This is a genomic window from Picosynechococcus sp. PCC 8807 (assembly GCF_001693295.1).
GTDB lineage: Bacteria > Cyanobacteriota > Cyanobacteriia > Cyanobacteriales > MRBY01 > MRBY01.
This window is the reverse complement of the sequence record NZ_CP016483.1, coordinates 1,008,334-1,026,075: the sequence shown is the minus strand read 5'-3', so window position 1 is coordinate 1,026,075 and position 17,742 is coordinate 1,008,334. Positions and strand designations below refer to the sequence as shown.

At 49.1% G+C, this 17,742-nt stretch carries 19 protein-coding genes and 1 pseudogene; 7 read left to right on the top strand and 13 right to left on the bottom strand.

The window, feature by feature from the left end; genetic code table 11:
• The first annotated feature begins 4 nt into the window (after positions 1-4).
• Complete coding sequence (gene btpA / locus AWQ24_RS04990; protein WP_012306602.1) at positions 5-838, top strand: photosystem I biogenesis protein BtpA; 834 nt, start codon at positions 5-7, stop codon at positions 836-838.
• A 119-nt stretch (positions 839-957) separates the two neighbouring features.
• On the opposite strand, the gene AWQ24_RS04985 is transcribed toward btpA, so the two are convergent.
• Both AWQ24_RS04985 and AWQ24_RS04980 read right to left on the bottom strand, forming a co-directional pair.
• The gene (locus AWQ24_RS04985; RefSeq protein WP_083993492.1) at positions 958-1,920 is read right to left on the bottom strand and encodes a CAP domain-containing protein; all 963 of its coding nucleotides are present in this window, start codon (positions 1,918-1,920) and stop codon (positions 958-960) included.
• Positions 1,921-1,952: 32 nt separating this feature from the next.
• Entirely contained in the window at positions 1,953-2,426 is a 474-nt protein-coding gene (locus tag AWQ24_RS04980; protein WP_065716169.1) for a low molecular weight protein-tyrosine-phosphatase, read from the bottom strand.
• 142 nt (positions 2,427-2,568) lie between these two features.
• On the opposite strand from AWQ24_RS04980, the gene AWQ24_RS04975 reads away from it, so the two are divergent.
• A complete protein-coding gene (locus AWQ24_RS04975; protein WP_065716168.1) occupies positions 2,569-3,942 on the top strand; it encodes a GDSL-type esterase/lipase family protein in 1,374 nt (457 codons plus the stop codon).
• On the opposite strand, the gene AWQ24_RS04970 is transcribed toward AWQ24_RS04975, so the two are convergent.
• Positions 3,939-4,928, bottom strand: a complete 990-nt coding sequence (locus AWQ24_RS04970) for an NAD(P)-dependent oxidoreductase (RefSeq protein ID WP_065710385.1) — start codon at positions 4,926-4,928, stop codon at positions 3,939-3,941. The genes AWQ24_RS04975 and AWQ24_RS04970 overlap by 4 nt on opposite strands.
• A 141-nt stretch (positions 4,929-5,069) precedes the next feature.
• On the opposite strand from AWQ24_RS04970, the gene AWQ24_RS04965 reads away from it, so the two are divergent.
• On the top strand, positions 5,070-5,534 hold the full coding sequence (locus AWQ24_RS04965) for a glutathione peroxidase (RefSeq protein WP_065716167.1): 465 nt from the start codon (positions 5,070-5,072) through the stop codon (positions 5,532-5,534).
• A 149-nt stretch (positions 5,535-5,683) separates the two neighbouring features.
• Positions 5,684-6,742 carry a M42 family metallopeptidase gene (locus tag AWQ24_RS04960; protein ID WP_065716166.1) on the top strand — a complete coding sequence of 353 codons (1,059 nt, stop codon included), beginning with the start codon at positions 5,684-5,686 and terminating at the stop codon, positions 6,740-6,742.
• On the opposite strand, the gene AWQ24_RS04955 is transcribed toward AWQ24_RS04960, so the two are convergent.
• Positions 6,739-7,302 carry a Uma2 family endonuclease gene (locus AWQ24_RS04955; RefSeq protein WP_065711635.1) on the bottom strand — a complete coding sequence of 188 codons (564 nt, stop codon included), beginning with the start codon at positions 7,300-7,302 and terminating at the stop codon, positions 6,739-6,741. The two genes, AWQ24_RS04960 and AWQ24_RS04955, sit on opposite strands and share 4 nt — an antisense overlap.
• Positions 7,303-7,395: 93 nt before the next feature.
• Positions 7,396-7,850 (bottom strand): annotated as a pseudogene (locus AWQ24_RS04950) (DUF29 domain-containing protein).
• Positions 7,851-8,053: 203 nt separating this feature from the next.
• Here AWQ24_RS04950 and AWQ24_RS04945 point away from each other — a divergent pair.
• Positions 8,054-8,605, top strand: a complete 552-nt coding sequence (locus tag AWQ24_RS04945; protein WP_065716165.1) for a DUF4334 domain-containing protein — start codon at positions 8,054-8,056, stop codon at positions 8,603-8,605.
• 23 nt (positions 8,606-8,628) lie between these two features.
• On the opposite strand, the gene AWQ24_RS04940 is transcribed toward AWQ24_RS04945, so the two are convergent.
• Complete coding sequence (locus AWQ24_RS04940; RefSeq protein ID WP_065716164.1) at positions 8,629-10,215, bottom strand: glucose-6-phosphate isomerase; 1,587 nt, start codon at positions 10,213-10,215, stop codon at positions 8,629-8,631.
• A 119-nt stretch (positions 10,216-10,334) separates the two neighbouring features.
• On the opposite strand from AWQ24_RS04940, the gene AWQ24_RS04935 reads away from it, so the two are divergent.
• A complete protein-coding gene (locus AWQ24_RS04935; protein ID WP_065716163.1) occupies positions 10,335-11,948 on the top strand; it encodes a S8 family serine peptidase in 1,614 nt (537 codons plus the stop codon).
• An 88-nt stretch (positions 11,949-12,036) separates the two neighbouring features.
• Here AWQ24_RS04935 and AWQ24_RS04930 read toward each other — a convergent pair whose 3' ends face one another.
• The 6 genes from AWQ24_RS04930 to AWQ24_RS04905 form a co-directional block, all read right to left on the bottom strand.
• Positions 12,037-12,333, bottom strand: coding sequence for a type II toxin-antitoxin system RelE/ParE family toxin (locus tag AWQ24_RS04930; protein ID WP_065716162.1), 297 nt, complete (start codon positions 12,331-12,333; stop codon positions 12,037-12,039).
• A complete protein-coding gene (locus AWQ24_RS04925) occupies positions 12,320-12,538 on the bottom strand; it encodes a TA system antitoxin ParD family protein (RefSeq protein ID WP_065716161.1) in 219 nt (72 codons plus the stop codon). The genes AWQ24_RS04930 and AWQ24_RS04925 overlap by 14 nt, the downstream gene beginning before the upstream one ends.
• Before the next feature lie 168 nt (positions 12,539-12,706).
• Entirely contained in the window at positions 12,707-13,108 is a 402-nt protein-coding gene (locus AWQ24_RS15870; protein WP_071932317.1) for a GFA family protein, read from the bottom strand.
• 349 nt (positions 13,109-13,457) lie between these two features.
• Complete coding sequence (locus AWQ24_RS16415) at positions 13,458-13,658, bottom strand: hypothetical protein (RefSeq protein ID WP_198161512.1); 201 nt, start codon at positions 13,656-13,658, stop codon at positions 13,458-13,460.
• A gap of 145 nt (positions 13,659-13,803) precedes the next feature.
• A protein-coding gene (locus AWQ24_RS16040; protein ID WP_157096829.1) for an IS5 family transposase occupies positions 13,804-14,597 on the bottom strand; the annotation gives its coding sequence in 2 pieces (ribosomal slippage) (positions 13,804-14,264 and positions 14,264-14,597; 795 coding nt in all).
• A gap of 82 nt (positions 14,598-14,679) precedes the next feature.
• Positions 14,680-15,099: an HNH endonuclease gene (locus AWQ24_RS04905; protein WP_083993491.1), complete on the bottom strand. Its 420-nt coding sequence runs from the start codon at positions 15,097-15,099 to the stop codon at positions 14,680-14,682.
• A gap of 197 nt (positions 15,100-15,296) precedes the next feature.
• Between AWQ24_RS04905 and AWQ24_RS04900 the strand changes: the two genes are divergently transcribed.
• A complete protein-coding gene (locus tag AWQ24_RS04900; protein WP_065716157.1) occupies positions 15,297-16,709 on the top strand; it encodes a hypothetical protein in 1,413 nt (470 codons plus the stop codon).
• Here AWQ24_RS04900 and AWQ24_RS04895 read toward each other — a convergent pair.
• A complete protein-coding gene (locus AWQ24_RS04895) occupies positions 16,706-17,629 on the bottom strand; it encodes an RluA family pseudouridine synthase (protein WP_065716156.1) in 924 nt (307 codons plus the stop codon). The two genes, AWQ24_RS04900 and AWQ24_RS04895, sit on opposite strands and share 4 nt — an antisense overlap.
• Between the last annotated feature and the right edge of the window lie 113 nt (positions 17,630-17,742).

The window sequence follows — 17,742 nt, the reverse complement described above, 5'->3', positions numbered from 1 at the left end:
ATCAGTGGATCTCAAACATCTTTTCCAGACCGAAAATCCCATCCTTGGCGTTGTTCACCTGTTGCCTTTGCCCACCTCTGCCCGTTGGGGAGGTGACTTTCGTCAGGTGATGGACCGCGCGGAACAGGAAGCAACGGCCCTCGCTGCGGGGGGGATTGACGGCATTATTATCGAAAACTTCTTTGATGCCCCCTTCACAAAAGACCGGGTTGATCCTGCCACGATTAGTGCCATGACCCTGATCATGGATCGTCTTGCGGGGTTGGTGACTGTCCCCCTGGGGCTTAATGTCCTCCGCAATGATGCTAAAAGTGCGATGGCGATCGCCGCCTGTACTGGCGCCCAGTTTATTCGTGTGAATGTACTCACCGGGGTAATGGCCACCGATCAAGGCTTAATTGAAGGCAATGCCTACGAACTACTGAAATACCGCCGCGAACTCGATGCAGACGTAGCAATCTTGGCAGATGTCTTAGTAAAACACGCCCACCCCATCAGTACGCCCAATCTCACCGCCGCCATCCACGACACCGTAGAGCGGGGTTTAGCCGATGCGGTAATTCTCTCTGGTTGGGCGACGGGTCAAGTGCCGAAAATGGACGACTTGAAAGATGCCCGTGCCAATGCAGGGGATACGCCGATTTTGATTGGTAGTGGTGCAACCTGGGAGAATATCGGCAACCTCCTCCAGGTGGCAGACGGGGCCATTGTCGCCAGTTCCCTCAAACGTCACGGCAAGCTCAGTGAACCCATTGATCCATTGCGGGTGTCGCAGTTTATGGAATCGGCCCAACAGGGGATTAAAATTCGCCAGATGCGCCAGAAACAATTTGCCTAATCCTGTGTGCGGGCACGGGTGCTGTATTTTTTAAAAGTTCTGGCTTGATGTTGATGCTTTGCGGACAGTGTGGTGCTTGCTGTTTTTTACCTGAAAAAATATTGTCCAATCCCCAGGGCTTAGTAGGGTCGCTGACCCCGGTAATTACCGGGGGGATCATAGTTGCAGACCCAAACTTCCCAACCATTATCCTTACGCACCATGCCACAACCGACGTTCTCCGTATCACGCCACACGATTTGGGTATAGTGGCCACACACTTTACCTGGTTGGCAGCGGTTAGTGCCGTAGTCATAGTCTTGAATTTCGTTGCCCCAGAGATTGACCACCGCCGTCGGCGAGAGCACTAGATTATTAGACTTTGCGATATTTTCACCGTAGTCATCGCTGGTATTGTGTTCTACCCTTTCCTGGGCGGCTAAACGTTCGGCCCAAGTTTGGGCATGGTTGGCGAGGGTTTCTGACCAAACTAAATCTGGCAAATTGTGGGGCGATCGCCACTCATTATGGGCTGCTAACATCTGTTCAATGCCAGCCTGGGTGGAGAGATCAAATTCACTCACTTCAATCCCGGCGGCTTTTGCCTCTGCCACTGAACGCACCCGTTGGGCCACAACATCCGTTTCAAGGCGGCCATTGTCGCGATATTGCACCGTAAAGCGATTTCCCGTGCGGGAGCTGTAGCTATAACTCCGAATACTGGCTTCGACCCAAACGCCATCCCGTTCGACATAAATGGGTTCACTGACGCTATTGATTTGGGGTAAGCGGCCCGCTACAGGTTGAGTAGCGACGGTTGGCCGTAATCTTTCTGGGCTGACATTGTCCTCCACGAATCCCACGTCCAAATACCGCACTTGATAACGCACGGCTGCTTCAGGAGCACTTTGGATAGCAAGGATTTCACCGGGCCGCCAACTCCCTTGTCGCTCGATGTCAACTTTATCACCCACCTCAAAGATAGTCGCCTGGGCCAGGAGAATTAGGGTTGGCCCCTGGGGAACTGGATTGCTGTTACTAGCTGCCCCCTGGAACCAAAAGAGGCCCAATAAGGCGATCGCCGTTGCATTGCGGATAAACATGGTGTGACCGAGGAAATAAACTGCCTACACCATCACATTTCCTGTTTAATCTCCTGGAGGAGTCCTTGGCAGGCATCGAGGAGCAAATCAATCACATAGTCAAAACCCGATTGGCCGCCGTAGTAGGGATCTGGCACTTCGCTGTCGGGAAAATTCGTGGCGTAGTCACACATCATTTTAACTTTTTCGCCATAGATATCCGCCCGGTCTAGGGACAAAATGTCACGATAATTAGCGCGATCCATTGCCAGGATCAGGTCAAATGCTTCAAAATCAGCGCGGGAAAATTGCCGGGCGCTACCCACCAGACGAATATCGCGCTTTTGGGCCGCTGCCTGCATCCGTCGGTCTGGGGCGGCTCCTATGTGATAGCTAGAAGTCCCGGCCGAATCGCAGAGAATTTTATTGCTTAAACCTTCTTGTTCCAGGAGATGCCGCATAATATTTTCGGCGGAGGGGGAACGGCAGATGTTACCGAGGCAAACGAATAATAATTTATAGGCCATTGTCAATTTTTTTCAGCTAAGGGGCGATCGCAATTTTGCAGTGTACCCCAAATTCCTCCCCGGAAAAGCACAAATTCCCCATGACAAATGGGCCATCTCCCTTGAAAATAGTTGGAAATTCTCTCGTAAAAGGAAAGCGTACATGTTTAGTCGCGGTCGCCGTCGTTACTCGTCCCTCGGTCGAAGAAAAAAGAAAAAATCCGTTTCTCCCTGGACGATCCTGGTGGCTGTACCGGTGGTACTGCTCGGCCTCGAAGTGGTGGCTCGGCTTGGGTCTAGCTATTTTGAAGGACAGGATGATCAGCTCTCCCAGGAGGCGATCGCCTACAGCCTAAAATTTGTCGATGACGATCAAAACGTCTACCAAGGGTTAGACAATCGCGGTGAACTTCTTGCCCAGAAAGCCATTGCCACGGGCTATGAACTGGTCGGCAGCCAAGAGAGTGAATTTTTTAGCCTCAACGAACAAGGTTTCCGGGACGAAGAACCGCTGCCTGTCGCCAAACCCCAAGATGAAATTCGTGTGTTTATCCTTGGCAATTCCACCGCCTTTGGTCGGGGTGCCCAGACAAACCAAGAGACGATCGCCGCTTTCCTCGAACAACGTCTCCAAAACCGTGTCCAAGACCAACGACAATCTCCCGGCACCTATCGCCCGGACGTTTTCCCTTTCTTTCCGCCGACCCGCAATCGCTTGGCCCAACTGCCCGCCAAAATTCGAGAGGGAAACTACCGTGTGGTGAATGTGGCCGTACCTGGCTATAGCTCTGGCAATGAGTTGGCCCAGCTTGCCCTGAAGATTTTGCCCTACCAGCCGGATTTAATTGTTCTTCTCAACGGCTATGAAGATCTCCTCCTCCCCAGTGACCAAGCGGCCACGGAGATTCCAAAATTAGCAGAATTTGCCAAAAATCCCGATGCCTACTTCCACCAATACCTCAAGGAATCCTTCCGAAACAAGGCCGAACAAAGTGCTTTAATGCGGGCCGTTTTTGCCTTGACTTCCCCCCGCAAAGCAAACCAGGGGGGCGAAGTGTTTAGCATCCGCGAACGCAACACAACGGGCTTGGCACAACAACTCCCTAACTCCGATGCAGAATTTCAGGAACGCCTAGGGCGCTACCAGGACAATCTGGCGCAGATGGTGGGGCTGTGTGGTGCGGCCCAAATTCCGTTGTTGGTGGCCCTCCAACCAGAAATCACTGGACGCCCTGAAGCTCAACTTGATCCGACGGAAGCAGCGATTCGCCAGCAGCTTGGGGATAACTACACAGAAAAAATGACCACCTATTACCCCCAGTTTGCTGAGACACTGCAACAACTGGCCCAGGACTTTCCGAATAATCTAGAGTTTATTGATTTTTATCGCCTTGATAATCAGTTCCCCACACCGACTTTTATCGACCCGATCCACATTAATGCTGCTGCAAATGAGGTGATGGCCGAGCAACTCTACGGGGCGATCGCCAATTTACCAAAGATGCAGATTATCCCGGAAAATTTCTTCCTGGATTAAGGACGACGTCGGGGGGGAATGCCAGCACTGGTGAGGACATCACTCAGTTTTGGGCAGGCGGATTCTAAACCGAAGCTGCGGGGATTGTAGGTTTTGCCGTAGGTGAAATGGCGGTAGTCGATGCAAAAGCGATCCCAGGCCGCCAACTGAATCCGAAAAACTTTGATGATGAAATTCGCCAACCACAGGGACAGGGGGATTTTAAAGTAAATTTTTTGGCCCATGTGCTCACACAATTCGGCGATCGCCCTGTCGGCGGTTAACGGTTCATTGCCCAACACAAACTGGCGATCAGGGTCTAATTCTCCGGGGGGCAAATCAAAGTGAATGGTTGGTGGATTTTCTGCCAGATGGCGCACGACCCGCGCAATATCTTCACCGTGGATAAAGTGGAAACTGCCGTCAGCACTGAGGAACTTGGCGATGGATAGCCATTTAATGTGATCCCGCAGGCCCCCAGACAGGTGGGAAAAGGGTTTATTTTCACCGCCCCCCGCCACCAGGGTGGGGAAAACCACGGAAATTTTCGGTGCTAATTTTAAGGTGCCCAGTTTTTGGTAACACTCGTATTTCGTGCGGATGTAGTCGGTGCCAAAGTCCCGGGCCTCCGTGAGCACTTCATTGTTGCGCCCCAGAATACTCGCCGTGGAAAAATAAATCACCTGTTCACAAATTTCTGGATCGAGCAGATCAATAAGCTGGGCTGTTTTTACCACGTTGGTCTCAAAGGATTCTTGGGCACCACCCCAGGCTGTGGCCGCCAAGATCGCCACGTTGATCGTTTTTAGGAGATCTGCCTGCTGCTCAATATCTAATAAATCCCCCTGCACCACATGAATGCCGCCCCGGGCCTCGGTGTTGAAGCGTAATTTTTCGGGCGATCGCACCAACAGATAAAGCTCGTAATCGGTGTGGTAAATAAACGTTTCAGCAAGGTAATGGCCAATGCAGCCACTAGCGCCAGTGATAAAGACCTTTTTCGTCATGGGTGGGCGGGATGCGCGATGGAAAGTTGCCCCTTAGTTTAGTATGTGGGGGCCTGTCCCGAAAAATTTTGACCGAGCCTACCTCTGCTCCCCGTCGATCCCCGATAATGGAAACTGTCGTAATAATTCGTAATCATCACCATGGCTTTACCCACAGCGTTAAAAACCCTAGACGGCGCGCCCCTCAGCCCGGAAACCCTCGAAAATAAAGTCGTTTTATTCGTGAATGTAGCGAGCAAATGCGGCTTGACGCCCCAGTACAGTGGCCTGGTTGCCCTCGATCAAGAATATGGCGATCGCGGTTTGGTGATTGTCGGCGTTCCTTGTAATCAGTTCGGCGCCCAGGAACCCGGCACCCCTGACGAAATCAAAGATTTCACCAAGACCAAATATGACGTAGATTTTACGCTCCTTGAAAAGCAGGATGTCAACGGCGCCAACCGCAGCCCTCTGTACCAGTTCCTCGTGGGGGATGGCCCCGACATCGCCTGGAACTTCGGCAAATTTCTCGTCGGCCGTGACGGTGAAGTCATCGAACGCTTTGAGCCCCAGACGGCCCCCGATGATGCAAACTTAAAAGCGGCCATTGAAAAAGCTTTGGGTTAATACATCCCCCTAGATCCCCCTTTGTAAGGGGGACTTGAAATTGGCGATCGCCCCTTCCCGCACTTCTGTTTTTCTTCAGATAAAGTTGCGAGAATTCTGGGGGCGATTTTCCTTATTTTTCCTCCATTCTCTACAACTTTTTTTTGACCATGAGCCACGATTTTGACCTGCTTTTTGAGCAAATTTCTACCTTAGTCATGCACCATTCCCCCAGTGGCCAAGAAACAGAAATTGACCATTATCTCCTCGCTCTATTCGCCAAACTTGGAGTGAACCATTGGCAAGACCGGGCGGGCAATATCATTGTCAAAATTCCTGGTCAGAATCCGGAAGCAGGGGCGATCGCCATCACCGCCCACAAAGATGAAATCGGGGCGATCGTTAAACAGGTGGATGAACGCACGGGTCGCGTGGAAATTCGGGCCTTGGGTGGGGTTTATCCCTGGATCTACGGCGAAGGGGTTATGGATATCCTCGGTGATAACACAACGATTTCCGGGATTTTGAGCTTTGGGTCGCGTCACGTTTCCCATGAGTCCCCCCAAAAACTGCTGCAAACGGAAAAACCTGTCCAGTGGCACCAGGCTTGGCTGGAAACAAAGTGTCATAGTAGTGAACTGCTCGCCGCTGGGGTTCGTCCGGGGAGTCGGGTCGTAGTCGGGAAACACCGCAAAAAACCGTTCCGCCTGAAAAATTACATCGCCAGCTACACCCTCGACAACAAAGCCTCCCTCGTCATTCTGATTGAACTGGCCCAACGGCTCAAAAATCCACCCCAAGATGTTTATCTGGTCGCCTCAGCGAAGGAGGAAGTGGGGGCTGTGGGAGCGCTCTACTTCAGTCAAAATACTCAACTCGATGCTTTGGTTGCCCTGGAAATTTGTCCCCTGGCGCGGGAATATGCGATCGCCGCTGGGGATCGGCCCGTGTTACTGTCCCAGGATGGTTACGGGATCTACGATGAAGGCTTGAATCAAGAAATTATCACTGCCGCCGCTGGCATTCACCGACCGCTCCAACAGGCGATTATCCAAGGATTCGGTAGTGATGCCTCCATTGCGATGAAATTTGGCCATGTGTGCCGGGGCGCTTGCCTCAGTTTCCCCACGGAAAATACCCATGGTTACGAGATTGCTCACCTTGGGGCGATCGCCCACTGCATTGATATTTTGTTCGCCTACTGTCAGCATCCGAAAAGTCGAGCTTAACGAAAGACCTGATCAATGGCGATCGCAAAATCGGGTAATAAAGGTGAAGTGAGAGCATCATCACCCAGTAAAGTACAGACCAACTCCAACTGCGCCTGATTGCGCCGATAGACCTCAATGGCTTTCAGTCGCCAATCCACCACCCAATATTCCTGCACCCCATAGAGCGAATACAATTTACGCTTTGCCTCTTTATCCCGCTGCTCATTCAATTTGCCCGCCGAGAGAATTTCGATCATTAGTTCCGGCGCAACGGTAAAATGCCCCGACTCATCCACACCCGTTTCGAGACGCGCATTGCTCACCCACACCACATCTGGAATCACGCCATCATTCGGAGAGAAGACCACCCCTGGAGCCTCAAAAACACGACCAAGACCTGATTGGTCTGACCAATTACCTAGGGCGATGTGAAGCCGACTGGCAGCACTTTGATGAAAAATATGGGGCGCGCGGGTCACGATTAATTCTCCATCAATAATTTCATAGCGTTTCCAGCCGCCATCGTCGGGCATGGCTTCGAGATCCTGTACTGTCCAGCGAACTGCATTGGCAACCATGGTTTTCCTGGGAGTATTGATATTTTTAGTGTAGTCGATGTCTTCTGGAGCGATCACCCACTGCTCAGCGCCGAGAATATGGCAACTCAAAAATCAGGGCAAATAATCTAAATCAAGACTTTCTGGGATTGTAAAGGGTGAGATCTTGGGAAAATTGCCAATAGAAATTCCTATTTCATCAGCAGCTAAACGGCGGGCATTTTGATAACAGCGTTCAAATTCTTGTTCAAAAAATCCTTTTAAACTCGGACTGATTTCTAAACTGTCTAAAATTCTTTGGCGGTGTTTCGTAATCGTGTAACGCCAACTATTGGTTTTTTTTTGGGCTGAAACTGATATTTGAGAAGATGCATCAGGAGTATTTTTAGATTGCTTTTAAGGGCATTTTTCTCGCTCCGGCCCATGGTTTCTAGTTCCTCAATCAAATTTCCATAGTCAATCTCCGACAATTTTCCTTCCTTGAGAGAACGTACTGTTTCCGCAAGCCAAAGATTAAAATCTTGGTCATATAAAACTTGCATGGATATTTGAGATTGTGCATTCACCATTATTTAAACCACGATGCTTAACCAAAGAATAATATTTGATATTTATCAAAAACGTAGCGCCATAAGAACTCTAATCTAGCTTTGATTTTTTATTGTCGCCAGCCTCCCATCTAGAAAACTCGCTTTTCTCAAGATCTATCACTGCCTGAATTTCTTGTTAGCCTATGGAAATGACCCCAAACATTGATGGAGAGCGATCGCCGATGACGACCACAACTGAGTTACCAAGCATTTTGCAAACAGGCCAAGGTACGACCCAGGAAGCCCTTGAACTCTTTGACCGCCTCGAAACTGTTGATCTGGACTTTATGTGGGGACGGTGGCGAGGACGGGGAATTTATACAGGGCACCCGATGGATGGTCTGCTGGAGCTAGGTAACTGGTACGGCAAAGAATTTATCGACCCGGAAACCGTACATCCCCTACTTTTTTCTGGTCGTCAGGGAGAAATTTTTAAAGTAGCTCCCAACCTCAAAACCATGGCGATGGTCTTGAAATTGCCTATGCCCCAAAACCCGGTCTTTAAACCGTTTCTGGGGTTGCTCAATGGCCTATTTAAAACCGAAAAAAGTCAAGCCAGACTCCGAATGATGGAATATCGCGGCAAAGTCAGCGCCACCATGATCTATGACTGCCTGCCCATCAACGATTCCTTTAGGAAAATCAACGAAAATCAGGTGTTTGGTGTGATGGATTTCAAGCAATCTACCCAGCCATTTTTCTTTATCCTGGAGCGCGTGACAGGTCAGCCATAGCTTGAATGTGAGACATTCTGAACTTAGAGACGACTAATCTTTAGCGCACTAGGTTGAGCCGGATTGCCCTCTAATTTCAAGGCGCGACCATTGGCAGCCAGATGACGAACAATTTTGTAAATCACCTCAATTTGTTCAACTGCCCCGACTTTAATCGCTAGACTATCGAGGGTCAGAGGGGACTCACTCGTCGTTACCGCATCCACCACTTTTTTCTGGAGATCGAGCACTGATGCGGCTGCTTTTTTCCCAGCTTCGACGCCAGGTTGGTGGTAAGCGTTGATATTCACCAAAGACGCATAGATCGTGACAGCCCGTTCATAGAGGGCAATCAGGGCACCGACAGTACGGGCATCGACATCGGGAACGGTAATGGTGATCGAGTCCCTGCCATTGTCATAGAGGGCTTCGCGGGTGCCGAGCAAAAAGCCGGAGAGAAAATCACCGCTAGTTGCGCCATTTTCGATATCGATAGAGTCACCTTGGCGATCGCCTAACACTTCGATAAAGGTCGCGAAGAAATTGGGAACCCCTTCTCGCAGTTGTTGCACATAGGCGTGCTGGTCAGTGGAACCTTTATTCCCGTAAACAGCAATTCCTTGGTAGACCTTATTGCCATCGAGATCCTCTTCTTTGCCGAGGGATTCCATGATCAGTTGCTGCAAATAGCGACTAAAGAGCAATAAACGGTCTTTATAGGGCAAAATCACCATATCCTTCTCGCCCCTGCCATTGCCGGAGTAATACCAAGCCAGAGCCAATAATGCCGCCGGATTTTGTTTTAGTTCAGGAATGCGGGTGGCATCGTCCATAGTTTTTGCGCCGTCAAGCATTGCCCGAATATTAATCCCTTGTAACGCGGCGGCAACTAAACCCACGGCTGACAATTCGGAAGTCCGACCGCCCACCCAGTCATGCATCGGGAAGGTGGTCAGCCAATGCTCGGATTTCGCCACATTTTCGAGTTTGGAGCCAATTCCGGTAATCGCTACTGCATGGGAAGAGAAATCAATTTTGTGGGCTTTGTAGAAATTTTTTACCTCAACCATGCCGTTCCGGGTTTCGGGGGTACCGCCAGATTTAGAAATGACGATCGCCAAGGTGGTATTCAGTCGATCTTTGACCTGGGCGAGGGTGCGGTCAATGCCGTCGGGATCGGTGTTATCGATGAAATGGATCTTTAACGGCGCATCCACATCGGCGAGGGCTTCGGCGACAAATTGGGGGCCGAGGGCAGACCCGCCAATGCCAATGGAGAGAATATCTGTAAACGGCACACCACCGGGAGCCGTAATTTCTCCCGCATGAACTGCCTTGGCAAATTTTTCGACTTTTTCGAGGGTGTCAACAATATCTGCTTTTAGTTCCGCATTGGGGGCGAGATCAGGGTTACGCAACCAATAGTGACCCACCATTCTGCCTTCATCGGGGTTGGCGATCGCCCCGGCTTCGATCGCTTTTAAATCTTGAAATGCCTTTGCAAACTTCGGTTGTAAACCTTGTACAAACGCCTCATCAAAGCCCATCCGACTGATATCGACGTAAAATTCGAGTTCCGGATGGTAGTAGAGCCAAGCTTGGTAACGTTGCCAGAGTGCGGCGGTATCCATATATAAACTTCTCAACCTGTTTTTTGATGATTTACGTTAAGTTTAACTAGAGGCTGGCGCCGATTTATGTAGCAATTCACATTGTTTAGTATTCAGTTTTGGGTTAAGAGCGGGAGATCATGGGGAGATTTAGGCAAAAACGGTCACTTTTTGGGATATTCACCCTCGGTTTGACGGTTTTTGGGGGATTTGAAGGGGCGATCGCCCAGGACTTTAATACCTCTATCGGCGACAACGGGATCCAAGCCACCACCCTCCACAGTGAACCCTACGATCTACTGGGCCGCAAAATTGCTATTGGCCAGGTAGAAATTGGTCGCCCCGGCAAATTTGGCCTCGATAAACGGGCCGTCTGGCAACCCCAACTGGGACTCTCCCAACTGTTTTTCCTCAACGAAAAGGCAACCCCCGATGATCACGTCGATGACCACGCGGGCATGGTAGCGGGAATTATGGTCGGACAAGACAAACGTCAACTGGGAGTCGCCCCGGAAGCCCGTCTGTTTTCCTCGGCGATCGGTTCCACTGACGATTCGGCCCAACCAGAGGAATGTCTCGCGACCCAACACATTGCCCGACAAAATGGCGGCGACGTGCGGGCGATCAATTTCAGTTTTGGGGAATCCCTCAGTCGCGATCCCAGGCCGAATCCAGCCTTAGATGGCAATGCCCTTTTGACCCAATGTTTAGACTGGACAGCGCGGGTTTATGATGTCCTCCATGTGGTAGCCGGAAACCAAGGCACTGGTGGTATCCCGATTCCGACGGATCATTACAACGGCATTACTACCGCCTACACCACCCGGTTTCAAGGGGATACGTTTAATAAAATTGATTTTGCTAATCTCAGTTCCCTGCCTGTGGGCAGTGGCAGTCGTTTGATTCGCCAGGAAATTAATACGGGTTCCCGCCGGGCCATTAGCCTCAGTGCTCCCGGTAGTCAGCTCAATCTGATCACCACCTTTAATAAAATCGACCGGGTGAGCGGTACGAGTTTCGCTGCCCCCCACATCACTGGCACCGTTGCCTTGTTACAGGAATTTAGCGATCGCCAACTGAAAACCCAGGCCGACCCATGGAGCCTCGCTGCCCGTCGCCATGAAGTGATGAAAGCGGTATTGCTCAACAGTGCCGATAAAATTGCCGATACCGGGGACGGGAAGTCTCTGGAAATGACCCGCACGATTCTCAGTAAACAAAATCGTACCTGGCTCGAAGGGGATGCTTACAAAAATCCCGACATTCCCCTGGATATCGAAATGGGTACCGGTCAACTCAACGCCCAACGCGCTTACCAACAATTGGCCGCCGGACAATGGTCAACAACAGCGCCTGTGCCAAGTCGGGGTTGGAATTACGACAAAATTAGCGCCCAAGAGTTTCAGGACTATCATTTCGCCATGCCCCTACAACGGGATTCTTTTGTAGCCCTGACCCTCACTTGGGATCGTTGGGTGGACTTGAATGACCAGAACAATAATGGTCTGTATGATGTGGGAGAAAGTTTTACGGATCGCGGCTTGAATGATCTCAATCTCTATCTCTTGCCAGCGGATGCTGACAATTTAGGCGATGCGGTATGTCGCTCTACCAGTCCCGTTGATAGCGTTGAACATATTTTTTGCCCCGTACCACAAACGGGAAAGTATAAAGTGCGGGTTGTCTATGCCGAGCAAGCTAATCAAGCAACCCAGGATTATGCGATCGCCTGGTGGACAGCGACAACGCCCTAATTTTTTCTCATGTGGCGATCGCCCAATCAAATTTTCAACATCGACGTTGAGCAGAGAGAGCTTTGGAATTTTGCGCTAGAATTCGTTGTTAGAAGTTTGATTTTTTCAGATCACGATAAAAATTTTCGTGGACGCCAAGTGCAATAAGAATTCTTTTTTCCGCATCCCACTTATAAGCAAGCAGATTTTCCTGTTTTGCCATTTTAAATTTGTAGACCCACACATCAGCTAAATCGCCTTTTTTTTGAACACCAATTTCTGGGTTCTCAATAATCGCTTTAACAGCATTATCTAGGTCTGCAATTTCAGTTTTACGAAGCTTCTTTTTTTTCTTGGTAAAGGAGGGAGTTTGATATACTTCGATTTTCTTATTATTGGAACTCATAAGGTGTTAACTCAGAGTTCTCAGCCTCTTCTTTACCGATGAGGATTTCTTGTACAAAAGCAAAAGACAAATCAGGGTTATCTTCGAGAATTTCACCCATTTTCGCCCAATACTCGATTTGGCCAGCAACTGAACGATGCATGGCTTTGGAACGCATTTTAGCCTTTGTCGCCAAAGAGTTAGAGATACGAACGGCAACAGACATACTATTTTCCTAACTAGGTGATTGCATTATGCGCCATAAAGTTGCGTTTTGCAACAAAAATTCCAATAAGCGCCTGGTGGACAGCGACAACACCCTAATTTTTCTTGTCAAATACTGTATTTCAGCATGGTGAAGTTAGCGTGCTTTGACTTGTGATGTGATGGTCGCTCAACTTGGCAACCCTTTGAATTTTGGCAGTTCCCCTAACGCTCTATCCCAAGCAGCTTTGCTCGATGTAAAGATATGGGCAGTTGGCGACATAGAAACTTCTGTGTCCAAACACCCTGCGGGAATGACGAGAAAATCAGCGATCTGAGTGCTTGGCAATGCTGAACCACAGAATTTACAAAAGCTTTTGTTGTGGCGAGTACCTGGAAGCGTAAATGTAGTCACTGCATCCACACCAGCCAGCCAAATCAATTTAGCAGACCGCGAAAATAAATTTGCCGAGTGAGCCGACCCTGTATCTTTTTGGCAATGCTGACAATGACACAGGTAAAAGCTGTCGAACTCCCCTTGTACTTGAAATTTCGTGGTTCCACACAGACAAGAACCAAAGTAATCAGTCATCTTTCTTTTTCCTATGACCTCTAGGTGATGCACACATAGATTATGTATTATGCAAAAAATTCCTGTATAGTGCCCTCTCTGTTATTTTTACATAGAAACTTTTTTCTCCGCCAAATATAGGGTGTTATGCAAAAAAATCTGTCCAAAATTAGGCGATCGCCAAAACTTACCAACGCAGGATGATGCGATCGTCTATCGCCTAGTGGACAGCAGCGACAATCTCTAATTTTTTCTCATGTGGCGATGCTCCAAAAATTTCAACCACCCCGTTCACTCGCCGCTAGAAACATCTCGAACTCAATACAGTTGGTGTGCAAGGGGATTGTTGTTGGGCCTTTTTCAATGAACATTATTCAAATGTTATCAATTTATTTTTATCTGCGACCCAAATACTAGATACGCCTTCATCAATTGCATCATTGATAGATTTTTGGCTTAAGTCTTCGAAAATCTCAATTTTCTCTGGAACATTATTCTTTTGTCCCTTTTTATTTTTAATAACCCCTAAAGGCATATGGATCTCAGTAAAGTATGGAGAGAGAAAATCCATCAGAAAATGTCGTTGAAGTTCGTACATATCATGATCAAATTTTCCATGCTTATTTCTATGACCATCTATATTAAGGAAGAAAAATCTTTTCTGATTAGGAGTATTGTCTTGAGCATTTCTGAGAGCCTATCTATAAAGTAAATCTTTAGGTAACCAATCGCCGTAGCATTAAGCGAGTCATGCAAGCATAAATTGCCGCCTCCGATACTTCGGGGAATTTTTCATATTCCTTACTCAGACGACGATACCAATTCAACCACCCAAATGTTCGCTCCACAATCCACCGTTTTGGTAGCATCTGAAATTCTCGCCCCTCTCTTTTGATTACTTCTACTGTCGCCTGTATCATCAGCCAAATCCCCAGTCCAAAGACCTCGCCACGATATCCGGCGTCGACCCACATTAATTTCACTCTCTCTAACAACTTTGGCTGTGTTTCTAATAACTCCATCACCGCCGCCTTTGCTAAGGTTCGTTCTGAGGCATTCCCCTCTGCCACCATGGCTTTATAGACCAGACCTAAGCTATCCACCAACAGGCCCCGGCATCTTCCCTTTACTCTTTTGCCTCCATGGAAGCCAAATACCTCCCCCTTTTTTCCGTCGTTTTTATCGACTGAGCATCTACGATTAACACACTTGGTTGTACTGATTTACCTACTTGTTGTCGACATAGGCCGCGCAGAGCATGGTTAATGCTTTCCCATACCCCTTTCCTTTGCCATTTTCGATAGTAGTAGTACACCGTTGGGGAGGGCGGGAAATCCTTTGGTAAATATTGCCACTGACAGCCTGTTTTGAGGAGATAAAAGATACCATTGCAAACCCGTCTCATGTCAGTAGTCCGAGGATGACCACCGGGTTTGGCGGGGGGAATCAAGGGTTGGATTAAGGCCCATTCTGCATCGCTCAGGTCGCTAGGATAGACTTTATCTGTCATGGGTCAAAGCCTCACCACAACGCTCAGTTACCAACCAATCTAGCCTCTATCTTTTCCAATTTTCATCTTTTTTATCTTTACTTTATAAATACCCTCTGAGCAATTTCTGAATATGCCCAATACTATCCTCAAAACCTTCCTCTTCCAATACTCTATGATAGAGCGCAATTCCTTTTGACCGAAGCACTTCTTCCCAGTTTTTATCTGTTGAAACCTCGCAAAATTTGTCTATGTCAAGTGTTTCTGTAAGATTTTTACGTCTCTTCTCAATCAAATCCCACCAATAATCCCTCATTTGCCGAATCGTCTTTCTTTTCTCTGGATTACCTCCATAAAGATCGTGACAAGAAGAACACAAAGGGGCCGCATTATCTAGTTTATCTGCTCCACCTGCTGCTTGAGGAATGATGTGGTGGATCTCGACAAAGGGCTTATGGCAGAGACAGCATCTAAATGCCGACTTATGTTTTGCAATCAGTTTTGTCTTTTCGCTGAAACCCATAAAACTACGTTTTGAAAAATAATTTCATTATATTTTGGATGTCTAACTATGTATTATTTTGAATTTGCTAGAGTGAAGATGCCGTATTTCAGACAAAGGGAGATCGCCTAGTGGACTGCTGGGTAAACTAGAAACTAAAAAGGTTTCTAGCCCGTCACGGAGTGATATCCGGGCGGATAAATCAGGGGTCAAACGCAATGAAGTGGCACCATTGGGTGGGAATTGGCAGCGTTGTGGTCGGGATAATTATGGTCGGGGCGATCGCCCCTGGGGTTTCCCAGCATTATCCCTATTACAACAACTCCTTCTCGTGGGGACAGACGGGTCGCGATGGTCGTCCTGGCCGCGATGGTCGCTCCGGTAGCAGTGCCCAAGATCAAACGATCATTACCGATGGCACCGCCCGCACCTTTAACCTAAAAGGTGGCGATGGCGAACCAGGCACCGACGGCGAATATGGCGAAGCAGCCCGCTGTTCTAGCTATTGGCGACGACCAGAACACAATATTCGGGGCGCCGATGGGGGCGATGGCGGTCGAGGCGGCAACGGTGGTAATGGAGGCGATGGCGCGGATGTGACAATTTTCTATCAACAGCCCCAGGATCTCAGCCTAATTTTTATCGATAATCGCGGTGGCGAAGGTGGACTAGAAGGACGAGGCGGTTATGGGGGTCGCGGCTGTGGTTGTCCCTATTCCTCTTGGGTCGTCGAAACTTGCCATCTGGAGGAAGTGGCCAGCAACAATCCCGAAGAAAAACCTAGAAAAGAAGAGCGATGTACTCAACAACGCTATTACTGCACCCCCGGTCGCAATGGTCGTAACGCTCCCGATGGTAACCCTGGCAGAGATGGAACTCCTGGCACCATGACCCTCATTCAAAATTTAACCACCATTCCCACCGACAATCCCAACACCACCATTTCTCTCGCCGCATTGGAGCGATCGGTGACGACCCTCAGTAAAAATATTTGGCGATCGCCTACAGGATTACGCAGCAAATTAGCCAGCGGTTCCCAGGTTCCTGATACCTATCGCGAATATGTCGAACTTTTCACTGCGCCGATTCAACTGGTTTGGGCCGCTGATCAACCCCAAACTGCTTTTAACCAAGCACAATTTAGCCTCAGCCTGGGAGACAGTCGGCAGTTAGCAGTACAACAATCGGGGGAAGCTTGGTTAGATTACACCGTTCAACCCCAGGGTAACGGTTTCCAAATCCAAGTTAACCGGGCAATGCAGGCAGATGAAGCTACCCAATTGATCCGCCAGGGTTTGCGGGGAACTGACCGCGATCTAACTTTTAGCATCCTCGATCTAGGGCCTCGGAGCGATTGGTTAGACACGCAATTTATGGTCACCTACCGCACCCGTAATCCCACACCCCAATTTCGAGAGGGCTACACCTACGAAACCCGTTATAGCGGACGCCTCTCCCCAGAAGCAGTGCAGCAAATTGGTTCAGAATATCAACTACGCCTGGGAGATCTCCCCTTGGCTCAAGAGTATTTCCAGAGCGGAATGGTGGTGGATTTAGAAATTACGGCGGAGAGGCGTTTCGGTGAACATCAGACTCAGCAGGTAATCCAGTGGCGGGGGGCGCTTCCCTAGGCCCGCTGCCGCAAAAATCGCAGTAACTTTTCAAATTCTGGAGGTAAAGGGGCGATCGCCTCGATCGTTTCTCCTGTCACTGGATGTTTGACGATTAACTTACGGGCATGGAGTGCTTGGCCCGTGAGTTTGACCTTATCGAATTTATTGCTGGTATAGAGGGGGTCCCCGATGATTGGATTTCCCATGTGGGCACTGTGAACGCGGATCTGGTGGGTGCGGCCCGTTTCGAGCTTGTAATAGAGCAAGGAATAATTGCCCAGGCGTTCCATGATCTCCCAGTGGGTCACTGCCGGACGCCCCGTTTCATCGACGGCCATTTTTTTGCGATCGCCTTTATGCCGCGCAATCGGTGCCTCAATTGTCCCAGCATCGTTCCGGGGGCAACCGTAGACAATGCCCATGTATTCCCGTCTTGCTGTTTTGGCCTTGATTTGCGCCTGTAGATGTTGGTGGGCCTGGTCTGTTTTTGCAATGGCGATCGCCCCGGTCGTGTCCTTATCCAAGCGGTGCACAATGCCGGGCCGCTGTACCCCACCAATGCCTGCTAAATTTTCGCCGCAGTGGGCCAACAAACCATGGACAAGGGTGCCGGTATAGTTTCCCGGTGCCGGATGTACCACCATCCCAGCGGGTTTATTAACGATTAAAAAATGCTCATCTTCAAACAAAATATCCAGATCCATTGCCTCCGGTGCGAGGGCCATGGTTGCTGGGGCGGGAATCTTGAGTATTAGGCGATCGCCCACTTTTAATTTTGTCTTTTTCGATTGGCAAGGGGCTTCATTGAGCTGTACTTGACCCTGCTCAATCAATCGCTGCAAACGAGAGCGTGACAACTCTGGGAGCTGCTGGGCCAACCATTGATCCAGGCGTTCCCCTGCTCCTTCAACTTTTAATTCTAAAATTTGTTCCGTCATCCCCTAGCTGTGCCTCGAATAGTCTGCAAAAATCTTTTCCCCAGGCCCCCAAGAATCCATATTTTTCCCAAACGGGGTAGAAAACGTTAAAAAACTTAAAATCTCAATTATCA